A 25,639-nucleotide genomic window follows, 5' to 3' on the forward strand; every position below is an offset into this window, starting at 1 on the left:
AACTCGGTTACTCAGGGGTTAAGCGAGTCCGGCGAAATGCAGTCCTTTTTGCGACGCAACATGAGACTTGACAGTTTATGTTGCGGTGCGATATAAGCAGGGACGTTAACAGTGCGCGCCTCGCCGCCGCCAAAGGGTGGTGTTCAATCCCTGCGGCGCGCCGTAAACCAAGGACGTTACCAATGGTCGCCACTTTCGAAAGCGTGCAGCAGTTCGGCAAGGAGCAGTTGGAAGCCTTCACCACCGCGACCGACGCCATCACCAAGGGCTGGCAAGGCATCGCCACCGAGACGACCGACTACTCGAAGAAGTCTTTTGAAAAGACCCGCGAATTGGCCGAGAAGCTGATCGGCGTGAAGAAGATCGACGAAGCCATCGCTCTTCAGTCCGAGTTCGCCAAGTCCTCCTATGAGGAATTCGTCGCCGAATCCACCAAGCTCGGCGAGCTTTATACTGCGCTTGCGAAGGAAGTCTTCAAGCCGATCGAGAGCGCGGCCAAGGTTTTCACGCCTTCCGCGTAAGCGCCTGAAGCCTTGCGTCCTAAAGCCTGGCGTGGACCCATGGTCCTGCTGGGCTTTTCGGCGTCCGATCCTCGCTGGAGCGTTGTTGGCGCGCAGGCCTTGCGCATTCCGCCTGCGCGCGCCCAAAGCCTCGACAGGCGCAAAGGCTCGGTATATTCCGGACTACCGCCAAAGCGCCGCGCGGGCGAAAAACAGAGCCTTGCCGCTGCGCCGCATGCGCCGGACTGGAGAAATGTGAAGTGTCGGAATTTTTCCGCTCTCCGCTGTCTGCGGAAGCCCTGGAGCAGCTTTACTATCTTCATGACGGCGTGGGAATAATCGGTCCCATAACGGGTGCGAAGCTCAAGGAAATGATCGAGAGCGGGGCGGTCGCCAGAGGCTCGAACGTCAACCTCGTCGGCGCGCCGGGCTGGACGCCGCTCGATCAGACCGGGTTTATCGCATTCCTCAAAGGGGATGGTCCCGAGAACCGCGCCGCTCCCATCTCCAGCGTCCCGCTGTCGGGCGCGAGATCGAGCGCGCCGCGTTATGCGGGTTTCTGGATCAGGCTCGGCGCATATGCGATCGATTACGCCTTGACCGTGCTGCTGGTGGGCCTCGCGGGCGCGATTTTCGCCATCGTCTCGGTTTCGTTTTTCGGGGCCGACAGAACCGAAGCCTTCCTCAACGAGAATTCCCTCGTCGTCGACCTCATCGGCACGGTTATCGCGCTCGGCTATTGTGGATATTTTTGCGGCGGTCCCTGGCAGGCGACGCCGGGAAAGCGGATCTGCGGCATTCATATCGTCAGGACCGACGGGAAGCGCCTCGACGCGCCCTTCGCGATCCTTCGCAATTTTGGCTATCTGGCGTCGAGCCTGCCGCTGTTCTTCGGCTTCCTGATGATCTTCTGGACCGATGAAAGCAAGGCGCTGCACGATATGATCCTCGGCACGCGGGTCGTCTACGGAAAGCTGTGATTCATCGCTTTCGCGACTCGCGAAAGAGCGGGGCGCCGGTCTAGACTGGGGTCATGCTGAACGCGGATCCCGGTTTCGTCCATCTTCATGTTCATACGGCGTTTTCGCTGCGCGAAGGCGCCCTGACCATTGGTCAGCTGATCAAGCTCGCCGAGCATGACGCTCAGCCGGCCCTGAGCGTCGCCGACACCAATAATCTGTTCGCCGCGCTCGAATTTTCCGACAAGGCCTACAAGGCCGGGATTCAGAGCATCCCGGCGGCCCAGCTCACGGTCGATTTCGCGGACGGCCGAAGCCAGCTTCGCGAAGCGGGCCTCGGCCATATCGTCCTGCTCGCCCAGACCGAGGCGGGTTACAAGAACTTGATGAAGCTGTGCTCGCGCGCCTATCTCGGCGCCGAGCCGGGCGATGCGCCCAGCGTTTCCATTGCAGACCTCGCCGAGTCTAGCGGCGACCTCATCGTCCTGACCGGCGGCGCGGAAGGGGCCCTGGACAGGCTGCTCGCGAAATCCCAGGGCGATATCGCCGCGCAGCGGCTGGAAGTTCTGGAGAAGCTCTTTCCTGACCGCCTTTATGTCGAGATCCAGCGCCACAACACCGCCGCCGAGCGGGAGGTCGAGGCGCAGCTGCTGGACTTCGCCTATCGGCGGGGACTTCCTCTGGTGGCGAGCAACGAGCCGTTCTTCGCCACGGCGGGAGACTTCGAGGCCCATGACGCGCTCCTGTGCATAGCAGAAGGAACGGTCACGAGCGTCGCAGAGCGGCGCCGGTTGACTCCGGCGCATTATTTCAAGACCCGCGCCGAGATGCTGGAGCTGTTCGCCGATCTTCCCGAGGCGACGCAGAACAGCGTCGAGATCGCCCGCCGCTGCTCGTTCCGGCCCCGCGCGCGGGGACCGATCATGCCGCGTTTCATTCGCGAGGCCCCCGAGGGCGTCGACCTGTCTCTGGACGAGATCGAGGCGCGCGAGCTGCGCCGCCAGGCGGAGGAGGGGCTGGAGGCGCGTCTTGCGACGACCGGCCCGGCGCCTGGCCTCACCCGCGACGACTACGTCAAGCGCCTCGAGGTGGAGCTCGGCGTCATCGAGAAGATGCGCTTTCCGGGCTACTTCCTGATCGTCTCGGACTTCATCAAACACGCGAAGTCGAAGGACATTCCGGTGGGGCCGGGGCGCGGATCCGGCGCAGGATCCCTTGTGGCCTATGCACTTACGATCACCGATCTCGACCCCTTGCGGTTCAGTCTCTTCTTCGAGCGCTTTCTCAACCCCGAGCGCAACTCGATGCCCGACTTCGACGTCGATTTCTGCCAGAGCCGGCGGGGCGAGGTCATCGAATATGTGAGGAGCCGCTATGGGGCCGATCGGGTGGCCCAGATCATCACCTTCGGTTCCTTTCTGGCGCGGGGCGTGCTGCGAAGCGTCGGCCGCGTGCTGGAAATGCCGCTGGGGCAGGTGGACAAGCTCGCCAAGCTGGTGCCGCAGAATCCGGCCAAGCCGGTGACCCTCGCGGAGGCCCTGGCCAGCGAGCAGAAGCTTCGCGAAGCGGCCGACGAGGACGAGCGCGTGGCGCGTCTTTTCAAGGTCGCCGGGTCGCTGGAAGGGCTCTATTCGAACGCCTCCACCCATGCCGCCGGCATCGTGATCGCAGATCAACCATTACATGAGGTAATGCCGCTATATCGCGATCCCAAATCAGAAATGCCGGTAACCCAGTTCAACATGAAGTGGGTCGAACCCGGCGGTTTGGTGAAGTTCGACTTCCTTGGATTGAAGACCCTCACGGTGCTTTCGACGGCCTCCGCTCTGGTGCGCCGGCGCGACCCCGGCTTCGATCTCGCGCGCGTGCCGCTGGACGACGCCGAGACCTATCAGATGCTGGGTCGCGGCGAGACTGTGGGCGTGTTCCAGCTCGAAAGCGCGGGCATGCGCAAGGCGCTGGTGGAGATGCACGCCGACCGTTTCGAGGACATCATCGCTCTGGTGGCGCTCTACCGTCCCGGCCCTATGGCGAACATCCCGACCTATTGCGCGGTCAAACTCGGCGACGAGGAGCCCGACTATCTCCACCCCCTGATCGAGCCGGTCCTGAAGGAGACCTTCGGGGTCATCATCTATCAGGAGCAGGTCATGCAGATCGCGCAGATCCTGTCCGGCTACTCGCTCGGCGAGGCCGACAATCTGCGCCGCGCCATGGGCAAGAAGATCAAGGCCGAGATGGACGCCCAGCGCGACCGCTTCGTGATCGGCGCCGTGGAGCGGGGGCTGGCGAAGGAAAAAGCCAACGAGATTTTCGATCTTCTGGCCAAATTCGCAGACTACGGCTTCAACAAGAGCCACGCCGCGGCCTATGCGCTGATCGCCTATCAGACCGCCTGGTTCAAGGCCCATTATGCAACCGAGTTCATCGCCGCTTCGATGACCTTCGATATGAGCAACACCGACAAGCTGGCCGAATTCCGCCAGGAGGCGCAGCGGCTGGGGATCAATGTGGAGCCGCCGTCGGTTTCGCGGTCGGGAGCGGATTTCGACGTGGCGCCGGGCCCGGACGGCAAGCTCGCGATCCGATACGCCCTCGCGGCCATCAAGGGGGTCGGCGACGGGCAGGCGGCTTCGATCGTCGCCGCGCGGGGCGACCGGCCCTTTTCCTCCCTCGCGGATTTCGCATGCCGGATAAACCCGCGCGAGGTGAACAAGAAGGTTCTGGAAAATCTCGCCTGCTGCGGCGCCTTCGACCAGCTCGATCCGAACCGGGCCAAGGTCTTCGCCGGCATAGAGACCATCCTCGCCAGCGCCAACCGGCACGCCGACGAGCGCTCGCTGGGCCAGAACGCGCTGTTCGGCGCCGACGACAAGGAAGAACTCGCGCTTCCAAAAGCCGCGCCCTGGACCGCCGCCGAGCTGCTGCGGCGGGAATTCGAGGCGGCCGGGTTCTTCCTTTCCGGCCACCCGCTCGACGCCTATCGCAGCGTCATGGGGCGGATGCGGCTGCAGCGCTGGAGCGAATTTTCGGCCTCGGTGAAGCGCGGCGCGTCCGCGGGCCGTCTCGCTGCGGTGGTGCTGGACCGCGCCGAACGCCGCACCAAATCGGGTTCGAAAATGGGCATTGTCCAGCTCTCGGACGAATCCGGGCAATATGAAGCCATATTGTTCCAGGAGGGCCTCACCCAATATCGCGACCTGCTGGAGAAAGGCGCCGCGGTGCTGCTGACGCTTTCCGCCAATGTCGAGGGCGACGACGTTCGCGCCCGGATCGTGGCGGCCGAGCCGCTCGCCGCCGCGGCGGCGCGGGAGCAGAAGGGCCTGCGCATATTCCTGCGCGACGCAGAGCCGCTGGACCGCATCAAGTCCGGGCTGTCGTCGGGCAGGGGGGCTGGCGAGGTCATGCTCGTCGTGATGCGAGAAGCCGCGGGGGAAGAAATCGAGATCAAGCTGCCCGGAGGTTATCCGGTCAATGCGGAAATCGCCGGCGCGCTGAAAACGATCCCCGGCGTCGTCGCCGTCGAGCATATTTGACGCTGTGAAGAAAAAGCCGTCTCCGCTTTCGCAGGACGCGGGATGCCGGGCTTTCGGCGCGGTCGTTCTCCGGCGCAGCCCGGGCGCGGGCGGCTGCGTTCGGCCGCCGGTAAGGTCTCGCCAACCATAAATCGTAACATTTTGAAAATACTCGTTTATATGAATTAACCATAAAAGCGGCCGGGGTGTGGTGTTTAAATCCGGGCGTTTTGTGGTTTCTTAACCATGAGGACGGGCGGACGCGCTTGGCCCACCCGGCCTGCCTGAACCGCGGGTCTGCATTGCTCCTCGCAAATTGTTCCGCGTGCGCTTAATATCGGTCGATCTTTCTTCCTGGACACGCTCCCATGCCTGTGCAGATCGATCTCCTGAACGACGACCCGCGGCGGCGCGCGACCGAAAACGCCAGAGCGGAGAGGCATCCGGAAAAGGCGCATCGCCCCGATCAGCCCGTGGCCCGCAAGCCGGCCTGGATAAGGGTTAGGGCCCCGGGTTCGGCCTTGTGGCGGGAAACCGGCGAATTGCTGAAAACGAGCGGCCTCGCCACTGTGTGCCAGGAGGCGGCCTGTCCCAACATCGGCGAATGCTGGGAGAAAAAGCACGCCACATTCATGATCATGGGCGAGGTGTGCACGCGCGCCTGCGCCTTCTGCAATGTCGCCACCGGTCTGCCCGCGCCGCTCGATCCGACCGAACCGGAAAGAGTGGCCGAGGCGACCAGCGCTCTCGGCCTCCGCCATGTCGTCGTGACCTCCGTGGACCGCGACGATCTTCCCGACGGCGGCGCGGCGCATTTCGCACGCACGGTCGAGGCGATCCGCCGTCGGTGTCCTTCGACGACGATAGAAATCCTCACGCCCGACTTCCTGCGCAAGGACGGCGCGCTTGAAACCGTGGTCTCAGCCCCTCCCGACGTCTTCAACCACAATCTGGAGACCGTGCCCGGGCTCTATCCGACGGTTCGGCCCGGCGCGCGCTATTTCCATTCACTGCGGCTTCTGCAGCGGGCCAAGGAACTCAATCCCGATATCGTCACCAAGTCGGGGCTGATGGTCGGCCTCGGGGAAAAACGCAACGAGGTCTCCCAGGCGATGGACGATCTGCGCAGCGCGGAGGTCGATTTCCTCACCATCGGCCAGTATCTGCAGCCGACGCGCAAGCATCATCAGGTGGTCGAATTCGTCACGCCGGAGGCTTTCAAAGCCTATGAGGCCCTGGCCTATGCCAAGGGCTTCGAGATGGTGGCGGCTTCGCCGCTCACCCGCTCCTCGCATCACGCCGGCTCCGATTTCGAGAGGTTGAGACGAAAGCGGATGGATTCGAAGTCGAGCCTGACACAGGCCTGAGTGAGTCTGCATCTCGGCGTGTACTGCGTCGTCGATGCAAGCATACATTCTGGCCTGTATAACGTTACGCGAAGATTGCACCGCGCTAATACGAGGCGAGACGACGGATGTAGTTTTATTCACTTGCGCCTATACTGGGCCGCATATTAGAAAAGTTGCGTTGAAGGCGGCTGCGGCTGGGCTCTCGGCCGGGCCGTGCGAACCTTTTCTGTCATCTTGAACAAGGGCCGCGAGCCGGGTTCGGGGAGGCGCGCCGCGCCGCTCCGGTTTTGGCCGAGGCCTACGGCGGCGGGCGCCTTTGCCTCGCGCGCCGGCAAGGCGGGCTTGAACATAATGCGCATTCTCGTTGTCGAAGACGAAGTGGAACTCGCGCGGCTCATCGCCGACCGGCTCGAGCGGAGCGGTTTCGAGGTCAAGCTGGCGCCGACGCTCAGGGACGCCAGGGACGCGCTCGCAGCCGGGTCCTACTCTCTCGCCCTGCTCGACAGGCGGCTCCCGGACGGAGACAGCGTCTCGCTGATCCCCGATTTACGCCGGTCTCACACCGGGGTGAGGGTCATCATGCTCACGGCCCTGGACACCGTGGCGGACAAGATCGCCGGCCTCGACAGCGGCGCCGACGATTACCTGACCAAGCCGTTCGACATCAACGAGCTGCTGGCGCGGATCAGGGCCAACCTCAGGCGCAGCGGAGAAGGCTCCGCGGAGCCTCCCATCACGGTCGGCGCTCTGTCCTTCGATCTGCGCTCGCGCGAGGTCAATGTGCATGGGCGGCCCATGGTTCTGCATCGCCGCGAATTGGCCTTGCTCGACGCTCTCATCCGTCGGGACGGGCGCGCGACGCCTCGGGAAACCCTGCTGGAGGAAGTCTATGCCGGCGAGGAGGAGGGGTTTCAGTCCAATGCTCTGGACGCGCTGGTGTCGAGGCTGCGCAAGCATCTCAACGAGAATGAAGCGGGGGTGGTGATCCATCCCATCCGCGGAATCGGCTATATGCTCGCCAAAGCGCAGCCGTGAAGAGCTTTTCTTTGACTTCCAGGCTGGTCGGCTATCTGCTGATCGGCCAGATCCTCGTATATGTCTTCGTCTGGATCATAAATATCCCGCTCACGCTGACCGGCCTGCGGGCAGATCTCGACATGAAGCTCGACGATCTCGGCGAGAACCGCATCCGCGCCCAGGTCGCTGAATCCTTGCGGCGCGACTCCCACGGCGTTCCCTTCATCAGGCCGACGCGCTCCCTCGCGCTTCATCTGCAGCAGAACCCGGCGCTCAGATTTGCGGTTTTCGACCTCTCCCAGGCCTCCGCCTTCGAGGGGTCGTCGCCGGACCTCGTGGCGCGCCTCAATTCGATGGGCGGGGTGAAGGCGCTCGCGATGAATTTCACGCTCGATGGAATGGGAGACCCGTCCCTTCGCGGCGCGCTGACCAAGGAGGACACTTCCGTCGGCCGCGTTTTCATCGTGACCTACGGCTATCGGTTCCACGTCAGCGATTTTCTCTATTTTTTCCGCGACAATGCGCGCGACAATTTCATTTACTTCCTGCCGGTCTTCGCCGCCGCGGCCCTGATCACGGCGGGCGCGGCGCGGCGCGGGCTGGAGCCCTTGCTGCGGGCGGCCGATTTCGCCGCGCGCATCGACATGAACTCCATCGACCAGCGCATTCCAGAGGAGAATATCCCGATGGAGGCGCTCCCGCTGGTCAAGGCGGTGAACGAAGCTCTGGAGCGGCTCGACGCCGGGGCTGCCCGCCAGCGTCGATTCGCCGCCAACGCCGCGCATGAAATGCGCACGCCGGTCGCCATTCTGCGCGCCCGCATCGACGCCCTTCCGGAAATCGATTGCATCGCGGAAGTCAGGCACGACGTGCGCCGGGTTCAGACCATCGTGGACCAGCTGCTGATCGCGGCCCGGCTCGGCGAGAATGGCGCTCCCGCCGATGTTTCGACCGATGTCGTCGCGACCGCGAGGACGCTCGTCGCCGATTACGCGCCTCTGGTGATCGCGAGCCGCAAAGAGATCGAATTCGTCGGCCCTTCGGGGCCCCTTCTGGTTCGGGGGGACCCCCGCGCCATAGAATGCGCCATGGCCAATCTTCTCGACAACGCCATCCGCGCCGAGCCCTCGGGCGGGGTCGTGCTGGTCCGGGTCGAGCCGGGGGTCTCGATCGAGGTCGTCGATCATGGCGCGGGCGTCCCCGCGGAACTGCGCGAGATGATCTTCGAACCGTTCTGGCGGGGCGCCGAGACCGCGCCGGGGACGGGGCTCGGCCTCGCCATCGTCAGGGAAACCATGACCGCGCTCGGCGGCAACGTGACCGTCGAAGAAACCCCCGGCGGCGGCGCCACATTCAGGATAACCCTGCCGCCCCGCGCGGCTTGATCGCGCCTGCCGGGCCGCCCGCCTTCCCAACTCTGGCTCTGGCAGAGGAGGCGGAATTATTTTATGGGAAGGCTCATGAAAAGCTTTCGCGATCGCCGCAGGGTAAGCCACGCAGCCGCCGACATGTTCGCCCTTGTCAGCGACGTCGAATCCTATCCCAAATTCGTCCCGCTCTGCGAGGGCATTCGGGTGCGTCGCCGCAGCCAGGCGGGTGAGGGGGTCGAGGTCATCGTCGCGGAAATGCAGGTCGGTTTCAAGGCCATCTGCGAGCGCTACGCCAGCCGCGTGACCTGCAACCGGCCCAAGCTCGAAATCAGCGTCGAATATATCGACGGGCCGTTCAAGAAGCTCGACAATCGCTGGACCTTCCGGGACGAGCCTTCCGGTCCCAACGGCGAGCCGCGGTCGCTGGTGGAGTTTTACATCGCCTATGAATTCAAGAGCATGGCGCTCGGCATGCTGATGGGCGCGATGTTCGACAAGGCTTTTCACAAATATTCGGACGCTTTCGTGAAGCGCGCGGACCTCATATACGGACGGTCTCCAGCAGCATATTGAGCGCCTGTTTTACCGAGGCCGCTCTGATCTCATGGCGGGACAGAGCGCCGAAGCGCCGCTCGACATGAACGGTCTCCCGGCCGCGCCGCGCGCAGGCGAAATGGACCAGCCCGACCGGCTTTTGCGCCGTGCCGCCGCCGGGGCCGGCGACGCCGGTGATAGAGGCGGCGAGATCGGCGCGCGAATGTTTGAGCGCGCCTTCGGCCATTTCTATCGCGGTCTGGGCGCTCACGGCGCCAAATTGCAGCAGCGTCCGCGCCGCCACGCCCAGCATTTCCTGCTTGGCCTTGTTGGAATAGGTGACGAAGCCGCGGTCGAAAATGTCGGAAGAGCCGGGAATGTCGGTTATCGCGGCCGCAACCAGGCCGCCGGTGCAGGATTCCGCCGTCGCTACGACCAGTTTCAGCTCGCGGCATTCGGCGAGCAGGGCGGCGGCGTCGTCGTGGGTTTCGGTTTCGGTCATCGGGGCGGACTCTCGCACAGGCTGGGCGGGAGTCTAACCGATCTTTCGTTGTTTTGAGATGGGGGCGGGGGACGCGTGCGTTCCAGACCCAGGCGCCCTGGTCGAGATCATCAGCACCGGGCGGCTGAGACGGTCGGTGTGGACCATGTAAACCTGCGGGGTCGAGGTGTTGACCTGATCCACCACCGCGACGGGGAGGTCGTTCAGCCAGATATATTCGCGATGCGTGACGCCGGCGCTGTCCAGCTCGGCGATGATGTGATTGTGGATGTCGTGGACGTAGAGCGTCGTCGTCGTGGTCGCGCCGCTGGTGACGGTTCGCGAGACCAGCCGGTTCAGCGCGTCATAGCCATAGCTGCCGCCATTGCTCGGCGCCCCGGCCCGCGAGGCTTTGGCCAGCCGCCCCTCGACGTCGTAGCTGTAGTTCATCGCGATATTGGAGCCCGCCGCGCTGCTGTCGCTGGCCACATCGCCGGCGGCGTTAAAGGCTATTCTGGCGGCCCTAACTCACCGTAGCTCTCGAAAACTCCCAGCATCGAGAAAATATTTGCGTTCGCTCGCGTTCACATCAACGGCGCCGCCATCGAATTACTTAGCTGACAGAATCTAGGCGCTGTCATCAACACGATATATAGTAACAGCAAGCTCTGCGTTTATTGATGAAAGCACAGAAATGGTTTTATCTGATATTGAGAATACGTATTGCCCTTGTTTTATGCCAGAACTAATCCCAATATTGAAGCGCCTGATATCGCACGCATCCCATATTTTCCTAGCTTCATCCGAAAGTCCTGATACGACGTCAGTTAACTCGGCTATGGTTGCGGTGATATCTAGAGCGTTACCGTTGCTTTCAACGGATAAAAACCCGTTGTAGTTCTGTAAAACAATAGCCTTTTCGCGGAACTCGTTCTCCAGTTCGCGAAAATCGGCTTTGTAATACAGCTCTAAATCAACGTTCAGGAATCTAGTATCGCGGCTATCTGTGATCATGTCAGCCTCTATCCATTAATCGGACGTAAAATGGCAATGACCTAAGCATCCGCGACACTCTTCCTTGGCATTTTCTCTCGCGTTTTTCTGACACGAGGCCCGATCATTTCCGATGCCTTTATAACGATCAGGGCAGGTTCCGAGTTCACGTAAAGTTTGGCAGCTTACGCCCCCCGGGCTGTAAATATCTCGGTGTGAACATGAGCAGCTTCCGGTTCGAGACGAAGACAGATACAGCTCGTAGCCCACAAAACAAGCTTCGATCCCGGTTTGAACGATCGCGACGTCGCAAAGGGGATTGGCGAGTCCACCGATAACGCACACTCCCACCTCTTGGGTGCCGCGCGGATCGACTTTCGCCAGCGGATTCCCGCCGACATAGCCATAGACGCTCGGCCCGTCGCTCATCAGCGCGGTCAGCCCCAGCGGATCCGGCTGGATATACCTCCCGAGGCTCGGATCATAATGCCGATGCCAATTGTAGGCGAGGCCGGTTTCGAGCTGGAACCACTGCCCCGGAAAGCGGATGTCCATCACCGCGGGGCTGGACCAAATATAGCTCACCGCGCCGAAGGGATTGTAGATCGCGTTCCAGACCCAGGCGCCCGCGGTCGAGATCATCAGCACCGGGCGGCCGAGATGGTCGGTGTGGACCATGTAAATCTTAGGCGCCAGTCTCCGCGTGAGCTTTAAGCTTAGGAATTATGTCGTAGTTGAGGTCGGCTATAATTTTAGCTGCAAACTCCCCTATGACTTGCCTTACAAATCTATCTTCGCTAACGGAGCCAAGATACATTGGGTATTCTAGGTTTTTTTCAAAGAGCTCAAGAGCCGAAATGAGCTGCTGCATTTCATCTTTAGACATTCTGCCCTCACTATTGCCAAACGGTGCCTTGCCCATCAATCATTAAAAATCGTGACAGTCATGTGCCTGCATACACTCTCTAATACATTTGCGCAAATCTCCAGGACCTCTGATTAACCCTTCCACGAACATATCGCTGCATCCTTGGCGGCAGCCCCGTAGAACGGCGTCGCAATTCACGCACTTGCTTATATTGGATGAATTTTTGATGGAGAAGCCGCCGCCACCCACCGCTAATCCACTCGGATCTTTCTTCGCCAGCGGGTTTTGCGCGCCATAGCCGTAAATGCTCGGGCCGTCAGGATAGTTCGACCGTAGCGGCGAAGTGTCTGCTGTCGCTGGCGCGACAGAGGAAAGGAGCGGCGCTCCAGCAAGTCGAATGTTTTCATCGGCGGACAGGGCGCCTGGCACCAACAGCAACGGGCTGACACCCGCGATCGTCGGGCCGGTCTTCTCATCCACTCGCAGCGGATCCGGCTGAATATACCTCCCCAAGCTCGCATCATAATGCCGATGCCAATTGTAGGCGAGGCCGGTTTCGAGCTGGAACCACTGCCCCGGAAAGCGGATGTCCATCACCGCGGGGCTGGACCAGATATAGCTCACCGCGCCGAAGGGATTGTAGATCGCGTTCCAGACCCAGGCGCCCGCGGTCGAGATCATCAGCACCGGGCGGCCGAGATGGTCGGTGTGGACCATGTAAACCTGCGGGGTCGCGGTGTTGACCTGATCCACCACCGCCACCGGCAGGTCGTTCAGCCAGATATATTCACGATGCGTGACGCCGGCGCTGTCCAGCTCGGCGATGATGTGGTTGTGGGTGTCGTGGACGTAGAGCGTCGTCGTCGTGGTCGCGCCGCTGGTGACGGTTCGCGAGACCAGCCGGTTCAGCGCGTCATAGCCATAGCTGCCGCCATTGCTCGGCGCCCCGGCCCGAGAGGCTTTGGCCAGCCGCCCCTCGACGTCGTAGCTGTAGTTCATCGCGATATTGGAGCCCGCCGCGCTGCTGTCGCTGGCCACATCGCCGGCGGCGTCATAGCCGAGGCTGCGCGTGCTGCTCCCTGTGGCCACCGACTGCAGCCGGTTGGAGCCGAGCGGATAGAGATAGCTCGACAGGACGCCGTTGCCGGTCTCGGTGAGGCGGTTGCCGACGCCGTCGTAGGTCCAGGAATATTGGCCGTAATAGCCGCTCGCCGAAGCCAGCCGCCGCGTCGGCGTATAGGTGAAGCTCTGCGACTGCGCGCCATAGGTGAAGGGCGGACTCGTGCCGGGATTGTTGTTGTCGACGATCGAATCCACCATGTCGCCGGTCCAGGACAGGTTGAGATCGACGCTGCCGCTGGGGCTCGCCGACCATCCGGTCTGCACCCGCTTCACGCGATAGCTGCTGTCGAGCGTGAAATTGGTGGTCTGGCCGTTGTTGAAGCTCATCGAGGCCAGCGGCCCATAGGGGTTCCACTGCGCCAGCCACAGGATGGCCTGATCCTGCGCGGCGGAGTTCTGCCTTGTCGTGATCGAGCTGATCCTGCCGATGGCGTCGCGTCCAAAGTTGACGGTCCGCCCGGAGGGATAAGTCATGGAGACGATATTGCCCGCGGCGTCGTAGCTGTAATAGACGGCCACGGAAGGAGCGGGATTGGTGGTGCGATAATCGACCACCACGCGCCCCTGCGCGTCATATTGCAGCCAGTCGTTGCCGGTTTCGCTGTAGATGGCCGGCAATCCAATTAGGTCTCGTCATGGCGCTGCCGGATCGGCTATGCCCTGCCCGAGGGACCAAACCAATTTTCTTTCCCCACTGCCAAACTATAGTCTCTCCGCTGATCGTGCCAAGGGCAAACAGGAAGTGATGAAGAAAACCTGATAACATTATTTTTAGGTACACTACAGCTATCTCACCTTTACTGAAGATCACGAAATATCACACTGAATTTTGGAAAATTCTTGACGCGAGACACTTTATAAAACTCATCGTCGCTCATTGGGCCGTTTACCAACTTTGAAAAATCTACCCCACCCTTACTGTTGTCTCGAGCGCGTAAAATGTACGCTTTTTCAAAATAATAGTAGTTAGTTACAAGCCTATTCCCCATGTTTGCGCTGCTTGAATTTATTACATCGACATATGGGTGCTGCATTACTATGAAAACATCTTCGTTTTCGCCAATAGCAAACACAGTAGGCCCAACAAGCAGCTTAGACTCTTCGTTGTCAGACCCAATAATTAGTTGCATCTGCTCTCTAGAGTCAACATATACAAGAGAGAAATCCCCATCCGTCCAAGCAACATCACTCATACATCTGTACAATATGATACTACAGAAAGCCAGCATCAAAACTAATGCTGATGCATAATTTATAACAAGCCGTATCATTGACATCCACATTGTTTTAGCTCGGACCACTCAAAATCCTGAATAATAGTCCTGAACGGCCCCCAAGTAAGAGGGGAGTTAGGAAACAAATGCGTCCAAGAGCGAATACCGGATTCATTATGAATTCTGAATGTTATCAAGCCATTGCTATTGTCCGTTATGGTCGCACCGGCCCAACCGCCGACCTCGGCCGCAGTACTTCCCCAGTCGGCGGTTTTTGGGTTAATCAAAGTGTCCCAAAAAGCTGTCCGAGAATAATAAGCTTCCTGCCTCCAGCGCTCTGGACAATGCATTTTGTTGTATGCAATTCGCATTTTAGCTGCCCCGGGCGATTGCATCATTTCTTGGGTTTCTAGGTCATTCTGTCCGTAACGACGCACCCTCTGTCCGAGACCCGTAACCCAATCTAAGAAGTACAAAATGTTACTCTTGTAAGTTAGGCCTTCCGGATCCTCGTGCGCCAGCGGGTTCCCGCCGACATAGCCATAGGCGCTCGGGCCGTCGCTGAGCAGCGTCCCGAGCCCCAGCGGATCCGGCTGCACATACCTCCCCAGCGACGCATCGTAATGAGCTGCTGCCGGTTTGGTGGACAGCTGGTTAAGCTAATGCGACCTTCCGCTCGAACTCAACCGGGCTGAGATAGCCGATGGTCGAGTGACGGCGGACGGTGTTGTAGAAGCGCTCGATATAATCAAACACATCTGCCCTGGCCTCGTCGCGCGTCCGGTAGATTTTCCTGGCGACGCGCTCGGTTTTCATCGACGAGAAGAACGACTCCATCGCCGCATTGTCCCAGACGTTGCCGGATCGGCTCATCGAACAGGTGACGCCGTTGTCGGCCATCAGGCGCTGGAAGTGGTCGCTGGTGTATTGGCTGCCCTGGTCGGAGTGGTGCAGCAAGGCGTCTGGCCTGCCGCGTCGCCAGATCGCCATGATCAGGGCGTCCGCCACCAATTGCGCGGTCATCTCGGCCTTCATGGACCAGCCGACAACACGCCGCGAGAACAAGTCGATGACAGCGGCGACATACAGCCAGCCCTCTGCCGTCCAGATGTAGGTGAAGTCGGCGATCCACCTCTGGTTCGGCCGCTCGGCGACGAACTGGCGGTCCAGAACATTCGGCGCCACGGCGTCGGCGAGCCGCTGACCGCCGTCTTTGGGCAAGCCACGCCGGCGAGGCCGCGCCCGCAAGGCGTTTTCCTGCATCAAGCGCTCGATCTTATGCAGTCCGCAGCAAAAGCCGTCAGCCAGAACATCCCGCCAGACCCGGCGTGCGCCATAGGTTCTGGCGCTGGCGACAAAGCTCGCCCGGATGGAGGCCGTCATCTCCTCATCAAGCTTGTCGCGAGCGCTCGGTCCGCGCTTGAGCCAGGCGTGAAAACCCGACCGGGAGACATCCAGCGCTTTGCAGAGCCACGCCACCGGCCAGATCGAACGGTGCTTTGCGATAAAAGCGAACCTCATTTCGCTTCCCTCGCAAAGAAGGCCGCGGCCTTTTTTAGGATGTCGCGCTCCGCCCGCAGCTTGGTGACTTCGCGCCGCAGGCGCTCGATTTCAAGCTGCTCGGGCTTCATCTGCCCCTGACCAGGAAAGGCGGCGGCCGGATCAGCCGCCAATTCCTTCACCCAACGCCGCAGCATGTTCTCGTGCAGTTCCAGATCCCGCGCCGCCTGCGCAACGCTTACGCCGCGCTCGCGCACCAAACGGACCGCTTCGACCTTGAACTCCCGGCTGAACTGACGCCGTTCCATGCTCCACCTCCGGTTCCGTAAAACACCTTATCTCGGTGTCCACCAAACCGGCAGCAGCTCAATCCGCAACATTCAGGCTCAGGCAGCATGACCGCCCCACACTTCCTCATGGTCTCCTGGACAGCTCCCCGCGGATTTTGAGTGGATCTCTGCCGGGGTTTGCTGAACGCGGGGCGTCCCGATTTTGTCGCGGCGGCGGGAGGGCGTTATATGCGCGTCAACATGATTGCTATGCCAATATCCTGATGGGAAAATTAGGAGACCTCCATCCGAAAGTCAAAGCAATGCCTAACAATTCAAACAGTAACTTGAGCAACATCAAGAAACCGCAGATGGCCGCTTGCCATCCCAGCGCCCCACTGAGATAAATCCCGGCAAGATCACGCTTGGCAAAAAGATGGCCTCGTTGGGCCGCAACCTCGAGCAATCGTTTTGCTTCAATAAAATCCCGCTTCGTTGACAGACCTTCTTTGTACATCATAGCGAGCCTGTAAATTGCAGGCGTGTAATTAGTTGCCGCCCCTCTTGAAAATGCGTCAAAAGCTGCCTTGTAATCCTTTTCCTGAAAAGCAATCCGCCCAAGCCTGTACGACGCCTGGATCCATCCAGCGTCTTCGGCGCGCGCGAGCCAAAATTGCGCTTGAGAAATTCCGCTCTTTGAATTTTCTTCCAAATAAGCGTCGGCGAGATACCATATGCTCGCTATTGAACCTCGCTCCGCTAAATCCTTTAGGATTGCTATCGCTCCAGCTCTGTCTCCTTCCAATCGTGAGTAAGCCTTGCGCAATGCCTCGATGTCGGGCTCTCGCTCCCAATCGATGTCCGGGTACATCGGGCTCTCCTATGGACAGTTCTTTCGCGAGATGGACGGCGGCGGCGGTGGCGGAGCCTTAGGTGGTTCTGGGAACTCCTTCCAGCAGATCAGCGTGTAGCACACTCGCCAGAATTTGCGCCAATCCCAAAGACCCTCAGGGTCCTCGTATACTAGCGGATTTTGTTCAGCGTAACCGAAGCGAGCCGGCCCGTCCGGAAATAACGCTCTTTCCGTGTGTCCAGCGGGGTTAATCAGCGGGGCTTGGAGCTGGAATAGCTCGATAACACTCAGATTATCGAAGGGCGCTGCAATAGTAGCAGCGTCTCGCTTCCACGCAGCGAAAGTATCTGTTGGAATGCCGGCAACGGTCACACGCTCCTTGTCCTTTATCAGCGGATCCGGCTGCAGATACCTACCGAGGCTGGCGTCGTAGTGCCGATGCCAGTTGTAGGCGAGGCCGGTTTCGAGCTGGAACCACTGCCCCGGAAAGCGGATGTCCATCACCGCGGGGCTGGACCAGATATAGCTCACCGCGCCGAAGGGATTGTAGATCGCGTTCCAGACCCAGGCGCCCGCGGTCGAGATCATCAGCACCGGGCGGCCGAGATGGTCGGTGTGGACCATGTAAATCTGCGGGGTCGCGGTGTTGACCTGATCCACCACCGCGACGGGGAGGTCGTTCAGCCAGATATATTCGCGATGCGTGACGCCGGCAGTGTCCAGCTCTGCGATGATGTGGTTGTGGGTGTCGTGGACATAGAGCGTCGTCGTCGTGGTCGCGCCGCTGGTGACGGTTCGCGAGACCAGCCGGTTCAGCGCGTCATAGCCATAGCTGCCGCCATTGCTCGGCGCCCCGGCCCGAGAGGCTTTGGCCAGCCGCCCCTCGACGTCGTAGCTGTAGTTCATCGCGATATTGGAGCCCGCCGCGCTGCTGTCGCTGGCCACATCGCCGGCGGCGTCATAGCCGAGGCTGCGCGTGCTGCTCCCTTATCCCTCTTCCTTTCGGCCCCGCGCCTCGCGCCGTCGGGTCAGCTCGTCCTCGATTTTCTGAACCTCCGCGTCGACCATTCCGCGCAGCCGTTGGTAAACGTCCAGTCCATAGACCCAAGGAATGTACTTCGGAAAAATTACATAAGCAGCATCCGGATATTCCTCAGTCGTCACGAACGGTTCAGTCTGTTTTTCAAAAAAGACCCTGAACCGCGTCAGCGCCTCGATTATCGCTTGGAACGGAGAGGTTCCATAGTTGCGCCTACGTTCAGCTTTCTCGTTTACGGCAATCTCGCTCAGGCAATACCAGTCGCCGGTCTCACTATCGGGAACGGGCGCCGCCAACCGCACGGTTATCCGCTTACCTGTTTCCTCTCCAACGAACGCCATCTCGCACATTGGGGCGAAGATTTCATCGACCATGCCAGTCTCCCGATCAGTGGTCACCGTATTGGTTTTCACACCAGTTCCGCTTTTCCTGAACCGAGTTAAAAGTATGACTTAAACAGGCCATGTGTGCTTGTTGCCCCCCAACAACATTGTTTCGCTCTTTCTTTGATATTGTGTCACAAAAAGCAACCCAATCATCTTCCCCGCCTTCCGCGGCCCTCAAACATTTTTGATAACGATCATCCCGCGTTTCACGTTTCCGACTGCAGAATTGATTGGACACCCAATCCAGGACACCCCAACTCACGCCCGCTCCGGCTAGGCCGCCTGCGGCTGCGCCGATAATCGTTCCGGCGCCTGGCAAAATCGCAGTGCCGATGTCGGCGCCAATTTCTCCACCGATCAGGATAGGCGAGGGGTTGCGGCCATCGGGATCCCCATATGCCAGCGGATTCCCGCCGACATAGCCGTAAAGACTCCGCCCGCCGGCATACCCGATCGGATCGGGCTGCAGATACCTCCCGAGGCTCGCATCATAGTGCCGATGCCAATTATAGGCGAGGCCGGTTTCGAGCTGGAACCACTGCCCCGGAAAGCGGATGTCCATCACCGCGGGGCTGGACCAGATATAGCTCACCGCGCCGAAGGGATTGTAGATCGCGTTCCAGACCCAGGCGCCCGCGGTCGAGATCATCAGCACCGGGCGGCCGAGATGGTCGGTGTGGACCATGTAAACCTGCGGGGTCGAGGTGTTGACCTGATCCACCACCGCCACCGGCAGGTCGTTCAGCCAGATATATTCGCGATGTGTGACGCCGGCGCTGTCCAGCTCGGCGATGATGTGGTTGTGGGTGTCGTGGACGTAGAGCGTCGTCGTCGTGGTCGCGCCGCTGGTGACGGTTCGCGAGACCAGCCGGTTCAGCGCGTCATAGCCATAGCTGCCGCCATTGCTCGGCGCCCCGGCCCGAGAGGCTTTGGCCAGCCGCCCCTCGACGTCGTAGCTGTAGTTCATCGCGATATTGGAGCCCGCCGCGCTGCTGTCGCTGGCCACATCGCCGGCGGCGTCATAGCCGAGGCTGCGCGTGCTGCTCCCTGTGGCCACCGACTGCAGCCGGTTGGAGCCGAGCGGATAGAGATAGCTCGACAGGACGCCGTTGCCGGTCTCGGTGAGGCGGTTGCCGACGCCGTCGTAGGTCCAGGAATATTGGCCGTAATAGCCGCTCGCCGAAGCCAGCCGCCGCGTCGGCGTATAGGTGAAGCTCTGCGACTGCGCGCCATAGGTGAAGGGCGGACTCGTGCCGGGATTGTTGTTGTCGACGATCGAATCCACCATGTCGCCGGTCCAGGACAGGTTGAGATCGACGCTGCCGCTGGGGCTCGCCGACCATCCGGTCTGCACCCGCTTCACGCGATAGCTGCTGTCGAGCGTGAAATTGGTGGTCTGGCCGTTGTTGAAGCTCATCGAGGCCAGCGGCCCATAGGGGTTCCACTGCGCCAGCCACAGGATGGCCTGATCCTGCGCGGCGGAGTTCTGCCTTGTCGTGATCGAGCTGATCCTGCCGATGGCGTCGCGTCCAAAGTTGACGGTCCGCCCGGAGGGATAAGTCATGGAGACGATATTGCCCGCGGCGTCGTAGCTGTAATAGACGGCCACTGAGGGAGCGGGACTGGTGGTGCGATAATCGACCGTCACCCTGCCTTGGGCGTCATAGACCAGCCAGTCATTGCCGGTTTCGCTGTAGAGGCCGACCAGCCGGCCCGCGCCCTTGTTGCCGTCGCCGGTGTAATCCCAGGCGAAGCCCTGCCCATATTGCGAGGCCGGATAGCCGTTGTAGCTCTTGTAGCTGATACGGCCCGCGGCGTCGTAGGAATAATTGGTCACGATCCCGCGCGGATCGGTCCTCTGCGTTACACGGCCGCCCGCGTCGCGCACATAGGTCGTGGCGCCGCGGTCGGGCGAGACCTCCTGGATCACCTCGCCGAAGCCGTTGCGGACATAGCTGGTCACATTGGCGCGCGGATCCTGATAGCCGGTGATGTTGTCCTGGCCGTCGCGCGCGAGATTGACCGTCGCGCCGCTCTCGTCGACCTCCTTGTTCAGGCGGTTGAGCGCGTCGAACCCATAGGAGAACACATTCGAGCGCGGGTCCGCGACCGAGACGAGGTTGTCGGTTCGATCATAGGCGAAACCATAGGCCTGCGATTGCGCTCCGATAGACTTGATGACCCGCCCGAGTTCGTCGAAAACCCTGGTCTCGGCAAAGCCGGCGCCGACGCCTCCCGATACGCTGGTCGAAGTTGTGTCGCCATTGGCGTTGCGGGCGTAGCTGATGGTTTCTCCGGCCGAATTCGCGACGCTCATCAGCCGGCGGGCGCCGTCATAGGAATAGGTCTCGTAAGCGCCGTTGGGCAGGGTGATCTTTGTGACGTCTCCCACCGCGTCATAGGCGATCGTGGTGATCGCGGGAGTTCCCGCGGCGTCGGCCGTCAGACTTGTCAGCCATCCATGGGTCTGCTCGTAAGCGAGATTGACCACGACGCCATTGGGGTCGGTCAGCGACGTGGGCTGGCGAAGCGAATTCCATGAGGTGACGGTCGTGACGTTCCCGACCGGATCGGTGACCGACTGCAGGCCGCCATTGGCGTTGTAGGCGTAAGCGGTCACCGCGCCCGCGGGATCGGTGACCGAGGTCAATTGCCCGGTGGAGTTATAGACATAGCTCCAGGTTCTGGTCTGCCCGCTGGTGGAATAGGGAACGCTTTGCGTCGTGGTGTCGAGTTGCTGGATCTGCGTGACAAGCCCGCCGGCGTTGTAGGTAGCCGAGATCGTCTGCCCTGGAACCGCGATCTGCGTCGGCAGGTTCAAAGTTGCATGCCAGGCGACATTGGTCGTGACGGCTTGCGAGGTCCCATAACCACGCGTGATCGAAGTCGGGCGGTTTTTCGCGTCGCGCACATAGGCGATGACGCGACCTTCCTCGTCTGTCTCCGAAGCGACGAAATAATTGGAGTCATAGGTCCAGCCGCGCGTCGTGCCGACGCAATTCGTGCTTGGTTCGCCGACCACCGACGTCAAGGTCGAGAGGTAGGAATTGCTCGGATGGGTCCAGTGATATTCCGCCACCTTGCCGAGCGGATTGGTGACGTAGCGCACCAAATCATTGGGCAGCGTGGTCGAGGGCTGGTTATAGGCGATGGAATAATTATCCAGGCCGCCGGCATGCTGGGTCGAGGTCGCGCGCCCCAGTCCGTCATAGGCGAAGGTTCCGTATCTGACGCCGCGAGCGTCGGTCACTCCGGTCAGGAAAGTCGGAAACAGTGCGTTTTCATATTGGTAGGTGGTGTAATCCAGCACACTGCCGCCAGCGATGAGCTGCTTTTGCACGAGGCGGCCGACGTTCATGACCGAAGCGCCCGACTGCAGCGGCGGATCGTAGGTATAAACAAGCGATGTGCCGTTGGAAGGGGTGATGCTAGCGATGCTTACCGGCACGGGGTTCGTATTGCCGACGCTCGTGTCCGGATATTGGAAATAGTTCCAGGCGACGGCAAGCGACATTCCATAGCTATCTGTTATGCTTTGGAGCGCGCCATATTGATCGTAAGAGAAGTTCCAGACATATTGACCTTCGCTCATCGAAATCGGACGAGCAATCAGGTAAAGCGGCGCTCCGTTGCTGTCACTGGAATTGATTTGCCGAAAGGTCTGAAAGGTCCAGACCCTGTTCTCGTCGGCGTCGATCAGCCGCCATTGCGTCGGGGTGTATGTTATCTGTGTCCAATCGCTGGGGGGCGTTCCAACAAATTGGAGACTGTAGCGCGTCTGGATCGTGCCCGATGGAACAAAGCTGTTGCCGCTTTGAGCAAAATCGAGAGCAAGCCCATTCGGCAGATATAGAGTTACGCCCGTCTTCAGGTAAATATATTGCGCGAATGACGTATCGCTCGCGAGATGAATTTCAGACAGGAAGTTGAACCGCCAGCCGCCCACTGAGCCTCGAACTTCGCCTTTGCGCGCGATCACCGCAGACGGCGCACGGCTGCGATAAAACCGACTGACGTAAAGTCGTCCCTTGTCGCCGGCGGTCTCGAAATCGGTTTCCTCTTCGAGCTTGGCGCCGTCGAAGATGGCGATGGGATTGCCGGCGTTGGGGGAGTTGAGCGGGGGGTTGGGCGCCGAACCTATTCCAGGTCCTGAGGTGGATTTGGAAGACGAGCAGCCAGGAGGCAGAGGCGGGGTGATCTGCTCGTTTGGGGAACAGTTTCCGCCGACCGCGGTATAGCCGGCTGAACAGGTTAGCCATACGATGGTTGGCCCGATCGTGCCGCAACTGTTGATGCCGCCATTGCAGCGATCATAGAACTTGGTCCAGTCGCATTGGTAGGTATTGGGGTTGCTGGTGGGCACCGCGGCGACAAAAACGCTCTTGGCGGTGGCGTTGTAGGCCTGCCACTGATGTTGACAGGCGTCCGCGGGCGTTGCCCCATAATATCCCGGTTGTTGGTTCATGACGGTGAACCAACCCTGGCTTCCCTGCGGAAAAGATTGCGCCTCGGCGTCCCTTTGCGCCACGCCGAAGAGAATGGCCACCATGCACAACGCACGGACGGCGAAATGAGCAACCCGGTTCATTTGAAACTCCGCCTGAAACTATTTGTTAACCAAAACAAACCGCCCCGGCGTCGACGAGTCAAATTTCAACACGGGCGGGGAGAAGGCCTTTTCCATCAAAGCTTGAACAAGAAATTATTGTGAGACCATTTCGATTTGGATCGCGAAGCGACGGGTAGTCGACACTGCGCTGCAGCTATCGCGCGAGACTGATCGGGCTGCTTATCCACAAGTATTTTTATGGGGGAAGCCGTTTAAGGGGCAGGGCGCTCTACCCCGGCAGTCTCACCGTCGCAATGGCGAGCGCCGCCATGCCTTCCTGGCGGCCGGTGAAGCCGAGCTTCTCTGAGGTCGTCGCCTTGATGGCCACGCGGTCGATATCGAGATCCATGATGGCGGCGAGGCTGGCGCGGATCGCGTCGCGATGCGGGCCGATTTTCGGCAGCTCGCAAACGATGGTGGCGTCGATATGGGCGATCATGCCGCCGCGCTCGCGCACGCGCTCGCAGGCGCGTTTCAGAAAGATCGAGGAGGCGGCGCCTTTCCACTGCGGATCGGAAGGCGGAAAATGCGAGCCGATGTCGCCGTCGGCTATGGCGCCGAAAATGGCGTCGGTGATGGCGTGCATCAGCACGTCGGCGTCGGAATGTCCGGCGAGCCCATGGCTGTGGGGAATAGCGACGCCGCCGAGCCAGACTTTTTCGCCCTCGGCGAAGGCGTGAACGTCATAACCCTGGCCGGTGCGCACATCGGGCAGGGCGTTCAGCAACAGGGCCGTGGCGCGCAAGAAATCCTCCCGGGTCGTCAGCTTGAAATTGGCGGGGTCGCCTTCAAAGATATGGACGGCATGGCCGGCGTGCTCGGCTATCATGGCGTCGTCGGTGAATTCCAGCGCCTTCGACGCCGCCGTCCGGTGGGCCTGCAGGATCAGATCGAAGGCGAAGGACTGGGGCGTCTGCACGGCGCGCAGGCGCGCGCGCTCCGGCGTCGCCGTCACCTTTCCTGCGGCGTCCACCTCCTTGACCGTATCGGCGAGAGCGACGCCCGGCGCCGCCGCCCCGTGATCCAGCGCGGCGTCGATCGCCCTGGCGATCAGAGCCGCATCGGCGAAGGGGCGGGCGGCGTCGTGGATCAGCACGACTTTGGGCGGCTTCTCCAGCGACGCCAGCGCCTCGAGGCCGTTGCGCACGCTGTCCTGCCGCGAGGCGCCGCCGGTCGAAGGCGCCAGCAGCCGCTCGCGCGCGTCCGCCGGGAGTTCCTGCGCCGCGGCGTCGTAAAGTTCGCGGTCGTCGGCGTGGATCACGGTCGCCAGCACCGCCTGCGGCGCGGCGGCGTGCAGCGCCTTCAGCGTATGGGCGAGCACGCTGCGGCCGAGGAGCGGGCGATATTGTTTGGGGAGGCCTTCGCCGGCGCGCGAGCCGCGTCCGCCGGCGACGACGAGAAAGGCGATTGAAGAGGTCGCGGTCATGCCGCTGCTGTGAAGTTTTTTCCTTGCGCCGTCAATGCTGCATCAGAGGCGCAACCCCGTTCGTCAGCGACGCCTTGGGCAATGCCGAAATGACAATTCATCTCATATTTTCTCCAGGGGCGCTTGAAAACGCCTGAAGATCAGCTTCGCGCCAAGCTCAAGCGCAAGCCCGCCGCGTCAATGCGTGCGGGTCGCGAGGGAGAGGTTCAGCGGGTCCGCGGCCAAAAAGGACAGGGGAGGCGGGCCGTTCAGGACATAGCCGGCGTAGCCGAAGATCGGAGCGGCGTAATAGCCTGGATTGCCGGCGATCGAAACCGAGCCCATCAGGCACCAGTAATGACCGGGCGCGGCGGGCTTGAGGGTGATGCCGCTCGGAAATGTGGTTTGAAAGGTCTGGCCGGGCTGGGCCTCGAAAAGACCAATGACCGAATAGCCTTCGGAATTGCCGCAGTCGGCCGCGGAGCTCTGGTTGAAATAGACGTAAATCGCCGCCGTGGCCTCGTTCCTCTGGGTGAAATGATTGGCGAAGGTCAGATAGTTCAGCACGGCGGTCGAGCCGCTGGGGCCGAGCAGCTGCAGCCGGTTGGCGACGCTGACCGCGACCGCGCCGAAAAAGCTGTTCGGAGGCGAATTGATGATGCCCGGCGCCGGGTTGACCCCCTGGGCCGCGGCTTGGGAAAGCGGGAGAGCGACCAGCGCAGCCGGAATGCAGGCGAATAAATGCGAGCGGAGTTTCATCGAAACCTCCAACCGTTTGCGGTGGCTCCTCTCGAATATGCTGGCTGGCGAGGCCATCGGCAAGTTGGGGGGGGCTGATGAAAACTGCGGCATTTTCGCCTTTGCGATAGAGATCTGTGACTCCCTTTGGTCCTTCGAGGAGGCGTCGCTCGATCCCGCCAGCTTGTCGACAGAAGAGAAAGCCCTTCATGCCGAGAGGCGGCGATGCAGGCGTCAGTCAGGGCTGATGCCCTATCAGAGGAACAGCACCGGGCATGGCGGCTTGCACCCCGGCCGAGGCCGTGTTCGCGAGCGAGCCGCTGATCAGATTGGCGGTATAGCCGAACACCGGGAGACGATAGCTACTCGGGTCACCCTGGATCGATATGCTCCCCATCAAACACCAATACTGGCCGGGGTCTCGAGGTTTCACTGTAAATCCGCCTGGAATCTCGCTTTGGAAAGTCTGGCCTGGCTTGGCGTCAAAACGTCCGATTAGAGTCAGGCCTGCGCGTCCGCCACAACTCTGGGTGGCGCCATAAATGATGTAGAGCGTCAAGGTGGCGGTCGCGCCGTTGGTTTGGTCGGACGGATTCTCCCACGAAAATGTGGTCAGAACTATCGTGGACGAGCTGGGTCCGATCAGTGACTGACCATTGCCCGCAGCCAGTTCCATTGCGTAGGAGAAACTGTTCGGCGGCGGCGCGGAAGGCAGGTAGACGAGGCCGGGGCCGGCCGTTTGGGCGGCGGCGCCTGGAATGACGAAACCCGACGTCGTCGAAATTGCATAGGCGCAGGCCAGAAGACAAGCGCGACGATGTTTCATATCAATCTCCAAAAAACCAGAAATTCATAGCGGCGAAATCGGGTTTCGGCGTCTCGTTGCAGGCTGCGCCTTGCTCGCCTTAACGGCGACCG

At 60.9% G+C, this 25,639-nt stretch carries 22 protein-coding genes and 1 pseudogene; 7 read left to right on the forward strand and 16 right to left on the reverse strand.

What is annotated here, in order from left to right:
• Positions 1-182: 182 nt before the first annotated feature.
• The 7 genes from H2LOC_RS04195 (at position 183) to H2LOC_RS04225 (ending at position 9,283) form a co-directional block, all read left to right on the forward strand.
• Positions 183-521: a phasin family protein gene (locus H2LOC_RS04195; protein WP_136495242.1), complete on the forward strand. Its 339-nt coding sequence runs from the start codon at positions 183-185 to the stop codon at positions 519-521.
• 239 nt (positions 522-760) lie between these two features.
• A complete protein-coding gene (locus tag H2LOC_RS04200; RefSeq protein WP_136495243.1) occupies positions 761-1,480 on the forward strand; it encodes an RDD family protein in 720 nt (239 codons plus the stop codon).
• Between the two features lie 53 nt (positions 1,481-1,533).
• A complete protein-coding gene (gene dnaE / locus H2LOC_RS04205; protein ID WP_136495244.1) occupies positions 1,534-4,995 on the forward strand; it encodes a DNA polymerase III subunit alpha in 3,462 nt (1,153 codons plus the stop codon).
• A 347-nt stretch (positions 4,996-5,342) separates the two neighbouring features.
• Positions 5,343-6,341 (forward strand): lipoyl synthase, encoded by a 999-nt coding sequence (gene lipA, locus H2LOC_RS04210; RefSeq protein WP_136495245.1) that lies wholly within the window; start codon positions 5,343-5,345, stop codon positions 6,339-6,341.
• A 333-nt stretch (positions 6,342-6,674) separates the two neighbouring features.
• Positions 6,675-7,358, forward strand: a complete 684-nt coding sequence (locus H2LOC_RS04215) for a response regulator transcription factor (protein ID WP_136495246.1) — start codon at positions 6,675-6,677, stop codon at positions 7,356-7,358.
• 11 nt (positions 7,359-7,369) lie between these two features.
• On the forward strand, positions 7,370-8,725 hold the full coding sequence (locus tag H2LOC_RS04220) for a sensor histidine kinase (protein ID WP_136495247.1): 1,356 nt from the start codon (positions 7,370-7,372) through the stop codon (positions 8,723-8,725).
• A 75-nt stretch (positions 8,726-8,800) separates the two neighbouring features.
• Positions 8,801-9,283, forward strand: coding sequence for a type II toxin-antitoxin system RatA family toxin (locus H2LOC_RS04225; RefSeq protein WP_136495248.1), 483 nt, complete (start codon positions 8,801-8,803; stop codon positions 9,281-9,283).
• Here the strand turns inward: H2LOC_RS04225 and H2LOC_RS04230 are convergent.
• The 16 genes and pseudogenes from H2LOC_RS04230 to H2LOC_RS04305 all read right to left on the reverse strand — a co-directional run bounded on the left by H2LOC_RS04230 (position 9,252) and on the right by H2LOC_RS04305 (position 25,547).
• Positions 9,252-9,746: a CinA family protein gene (locus tag H2LOC_RS04230; protein ID WP_136495249.1), complete on the reverse strand. Its 495-nt coding sequence runs from the start codon at positions 9,744-9,746 to the stop codon at positions 9,252-9,254. The two genes, H2LOC_RS04225 and H2LOC_RS04230, sit on opposite strands and share 32 nt — an antisense overlap.
• A 33-nt stretch (positions 9,747-9,779) precedes the next feature.
• A complete protein-coding gene (locus tag H2LOC_RS04235; RefSeq protein ID WP_136495250.1) occupies positions 9,780-10,214 on the reverse strand; it encodes a hypothetical protein in 435 nt (144 codons plus the stop codon).
• Positions 10,215-10,352: 138 nt separating this feature from the next.
• A complete protein-coding gene (locus H2LOC_RS04240; RefSeq protein WP_136495251.1) occupies positions 10,353-10,739 on the reverse strand; it encodes a hypothetical protein in 387 nt (128 codons plus the stop codon).
• A gap of 15 nt (positions 10,740-10,754) precedes the next feature.
• Entirely contained in the window at positions 10,755-11,396 is a 642-nt protein-coding gene (locus H2LOC_RS04245; RefSeq protein ID WP_136495252.1) for an RHS repeat domain-containing protein, read from the reverse strand.
• 7 nt (positions 11,397-11,403) lie between these two features.
• Positions 11,404-11,604 carry a hypothetical protein gene (locus H2LOC_RS04250; protein WP_136495253.1) on the reverse strand — a complete coding sequence of 67 codons (201 nt, stop codon included), beginning with the start codon at positions 11,602-11,604 and terminating at the stop codon, positions 11,404-11,406.
• A gap of 42 nt (positions 11,605-11,646) precedes the next feature.
• Positions 11,647-13,326 (reverse strand): RHS repeat domain-containing protein, encoded by a 1,680-nt coding sequence (locus H2LOC_RS04255; RefSeq protein ID WP_154331567.1) that lies wholly within the window; start codon positions 13,324-13,326, stop codon positions 11,647-11,649.
• A 179-nt stretch (positions 13,327-13,505) separates the two neighbouring features.
• Positions 13,506-13,901 carry a hypothetical protein gene (locus tag H2LOC_RS04260; RefSeq protein ID WP_136495255.1) on the reverse strand — a complete coding sequence of 132 codons (396 nt, stop codon included), beginning with the start codon at positions 13,899-13,901 and terminating at the stop codon, positions 13,506-13,508.
• A gap of 74 nt (positions 13,902-13,975) precedes the next feature.
• On the reverse strand, positions 13,976-14,572 hold the full coding sequence (locus tag H2LOC_RS04265) for an RHS repeat-associated core domain-containing protein (RefSeq protein ID WP_136495256.1): 597 nt from the start codon (positions 14,570-14,572) through the stop codon (positions 13,976-13,978).
• A 4-nt stretch (positions 14,573-14,576) separates the two neighbouring features.
• A protein-coding gene (locus H2LOC_RS04270) for an IS3 family transposase (RefSeq protein ID WP_136495120.1) occupies positions 14,577-15,730 on the reverse strand; the annotation gives its coding sequence in 2 pieces (ribosomal slippage) (positions 14,577-15,481 and positions 15,481-15,730; 1,155 coding nt in all).
• Between the two features lie 229 nt (positions 15,731-15,959).
• Positions 15,960-16,562, reverse strand: a complete 603-nt coding sequence (locus H2LOC_RS04275; protein ID WP_136495257.1) for a tetratricopeptide repeat protein — start codon at positions 16,560-16,562, stop codon at positions 15,960-15,962.
• Between the two features lie 9 nt (positions 16,563-16,571).
• A pseudogene (locus tag H2LOC_RS04280) lies at positions 16,572-17,495 on the reverse strand (RHS repeat domain-containing protein); the annotation flags it as partial.
• 36 nt (positions 17,496-17,531) lie between these two features.
• Positions 17,532-17,957: a DUF6968 family protein gene (locus tag H2LOC_RS04285; RefSeq protein WP_154331569.1), complete on the reverse strand. Its 426-nt coding sequence runs from the start codon at positions 17,955-17,957 to the stop codon at positions 17,532-17,534.
• Between the two features lie 13 nt (positions 17,958-17,970).
• Complete coding sequence (locus tag H2LOC_RS04290) at positions 17,971-22,557, reverse strand: RHS repeat-associated core domain-containing protein (RefSeq protein ID WP_154331570.1); 4,587 nt, start codon at positions 22,555-22,557, stop codon at positions 17,971-17,973.
• Between the two features lie 250 nt (positions 22,558-22,807).
• Positions 22,808-24,004, reverse strand: coding sequence for a bifunctional 2-C-methyl-D-erythritol 4-phosphate cytidylyltransferase/2-C-methyl-D-erythritol 2,4-cyclodiphosphate synthase (locus H2LOC_RS04295; RefSeq protein ID WP_136495261.1), 1,197 nt, complete (start codon positions 24,002-24,004; stop codon positions 22,808-22,810).
• A 177-nt stretch (positions 24,005-24,181) separates the two neighbouring features.
• Entirely contained in the window at positions 24,182-24,742 is a 561-nt protein-coding gene (locus tag H2LOC_RS04300; RefSeq protein WP_136495262.1) for a hypothetical protein, read from the reverse strand.
• Between the two features lie 217 nt (positions 24,743-24,959).
• A complete protein-coding gene (locus H2LOC_RS04305) occupies positions 24,960-25,547 on the reverse strand; it encodes a hypothetical protein (protein WP_136495263.1) in 588 nt (195 codons plus the stop codon).
• Positions 25,548-25,639: the final 92 nt, after the last annotated feature.

The organism is Methylocystis heyeri (genome assembly GCF_004802635.2).
GTDB lineage: Bacteria > Pseudomonadota > Alphaproteobacteria > Rhizobiales > Beijerinckiaceae > Methylocystis > Methylocystis heyeri.

Bases quoted from the DNA above. Each gene is read 5' to 3' on its own strand.
- H2LOC_RS04295 (WP_136495261.1), bottom strand. From the start codon at position 24,004: ATGACCGCGACCTCTTCAATCGCCTTTCTCGTCGTCGCCGGCGGACGC.
- H2LOC_RS04245 (WP_136495252.1), bottom strand. From the start codon at position 11,396: ATGGTCCACACCGACCATCTCGGCCGCCCGGTGCTGATGATCTCGACC.
- H2LOC_RS04230 (WP_136495249.1), bottom strand. From the start codon at position 9,746: ATGACCGAAACCGAAACCCACGACGACGCCGCCGCCCTGCTCGCCGAA.
- H2LOC_RS04260 (WP_136495255.1), bottom strand. From the start codon at position 13,901: ATGAGTGATGTTGCTTGGACGGATGGGGATTTCTCTCTTGTATATGTT.
- H2LOC_RS04300 (WP_136495262.1), bottom strand. From the start codon at position 24,742: ATGAAACTCCGCTCGCATTTATTCGCCTGCATTCCGGCTGCGCTGGTC.
- H2LOC_RS04290 (WP_154331570.1), bottom strand. From the start codon at position 22,557: ATGAACCGGGTTGCTCATTTCGCCGTCCGTGCGTTGTGCATGGTGGCC.
- H2LOC_RS04250 (WP_136495253.1), bottom strand. From the start codon at position 11,604: ATGTCTAAAGATGAAATGCAGCAGCTCATTTCGGCTCTTGAGCTCTTT.
- H2LOC_RS04285 (WP_154331569.1), bottom strand. From the start codon at position 17,957: ATGGTCGATGAAATCTTCGCCCCAATGTGCGAGATGGCGTTCGTTGGA.
- lipA (WP_136495245.1), top strand. From the start codon at position 5,343: ATGCCTGTGCAGATCGATCTCCTGAACGACGACCCGCGGCGGCGCGCG.
- H2LOC_RS04225 (WP_136495248.1), top strand. From the start codon at position 8,801: ATGAAAAGCTTTCGCGATCGCCGCAGGGTAAGCCACGCAGCCGCCGAC.
- H2LOC_RS04275 (WP_136495257.1), bottom strand. From the start codon at position 16,562: ATGTACCCGGACATCGATTGGGAGCGAGAGCCCGACATCGAGGCATTG.
- H2LOC_RS04195 (WP_136495242.1), top strand. From the start codon at position 183: ATGGTCGCCACTTTCGAAAGCGTGCAGCAGTTCGGCAAGGAGCAGTTG.
- dnaE (WP_136495244.1), top strand. From the start codon at position 1,534: ATGCTGAACGCGGATCCCGGTTTCGTCCATCTTCATGTTCATACGGCG.
- H2LOC_RS04240 (WP_136495251.1), bottom strand. From the start codon at position 10,739: ATGATCACAGATAGCCGCGATACTAGATTCCTGAACGTTGATTTAGAG.
- H2LOC_RS04305 (WP_136495263.1), bottom strand. From the start codon at position 25,547: ATGAAACATCGTCGCGCTTGTCTTCTGGCCTGCGCCTATGCAATTTCG.
- H2LOC_RS04215 (WP_136495246.1), top strand. From the start codon at position 6,675: ATGCGCATTCTCGTTGTCGAAGACGAAGTGGAACTCGCGCGGCTCATC.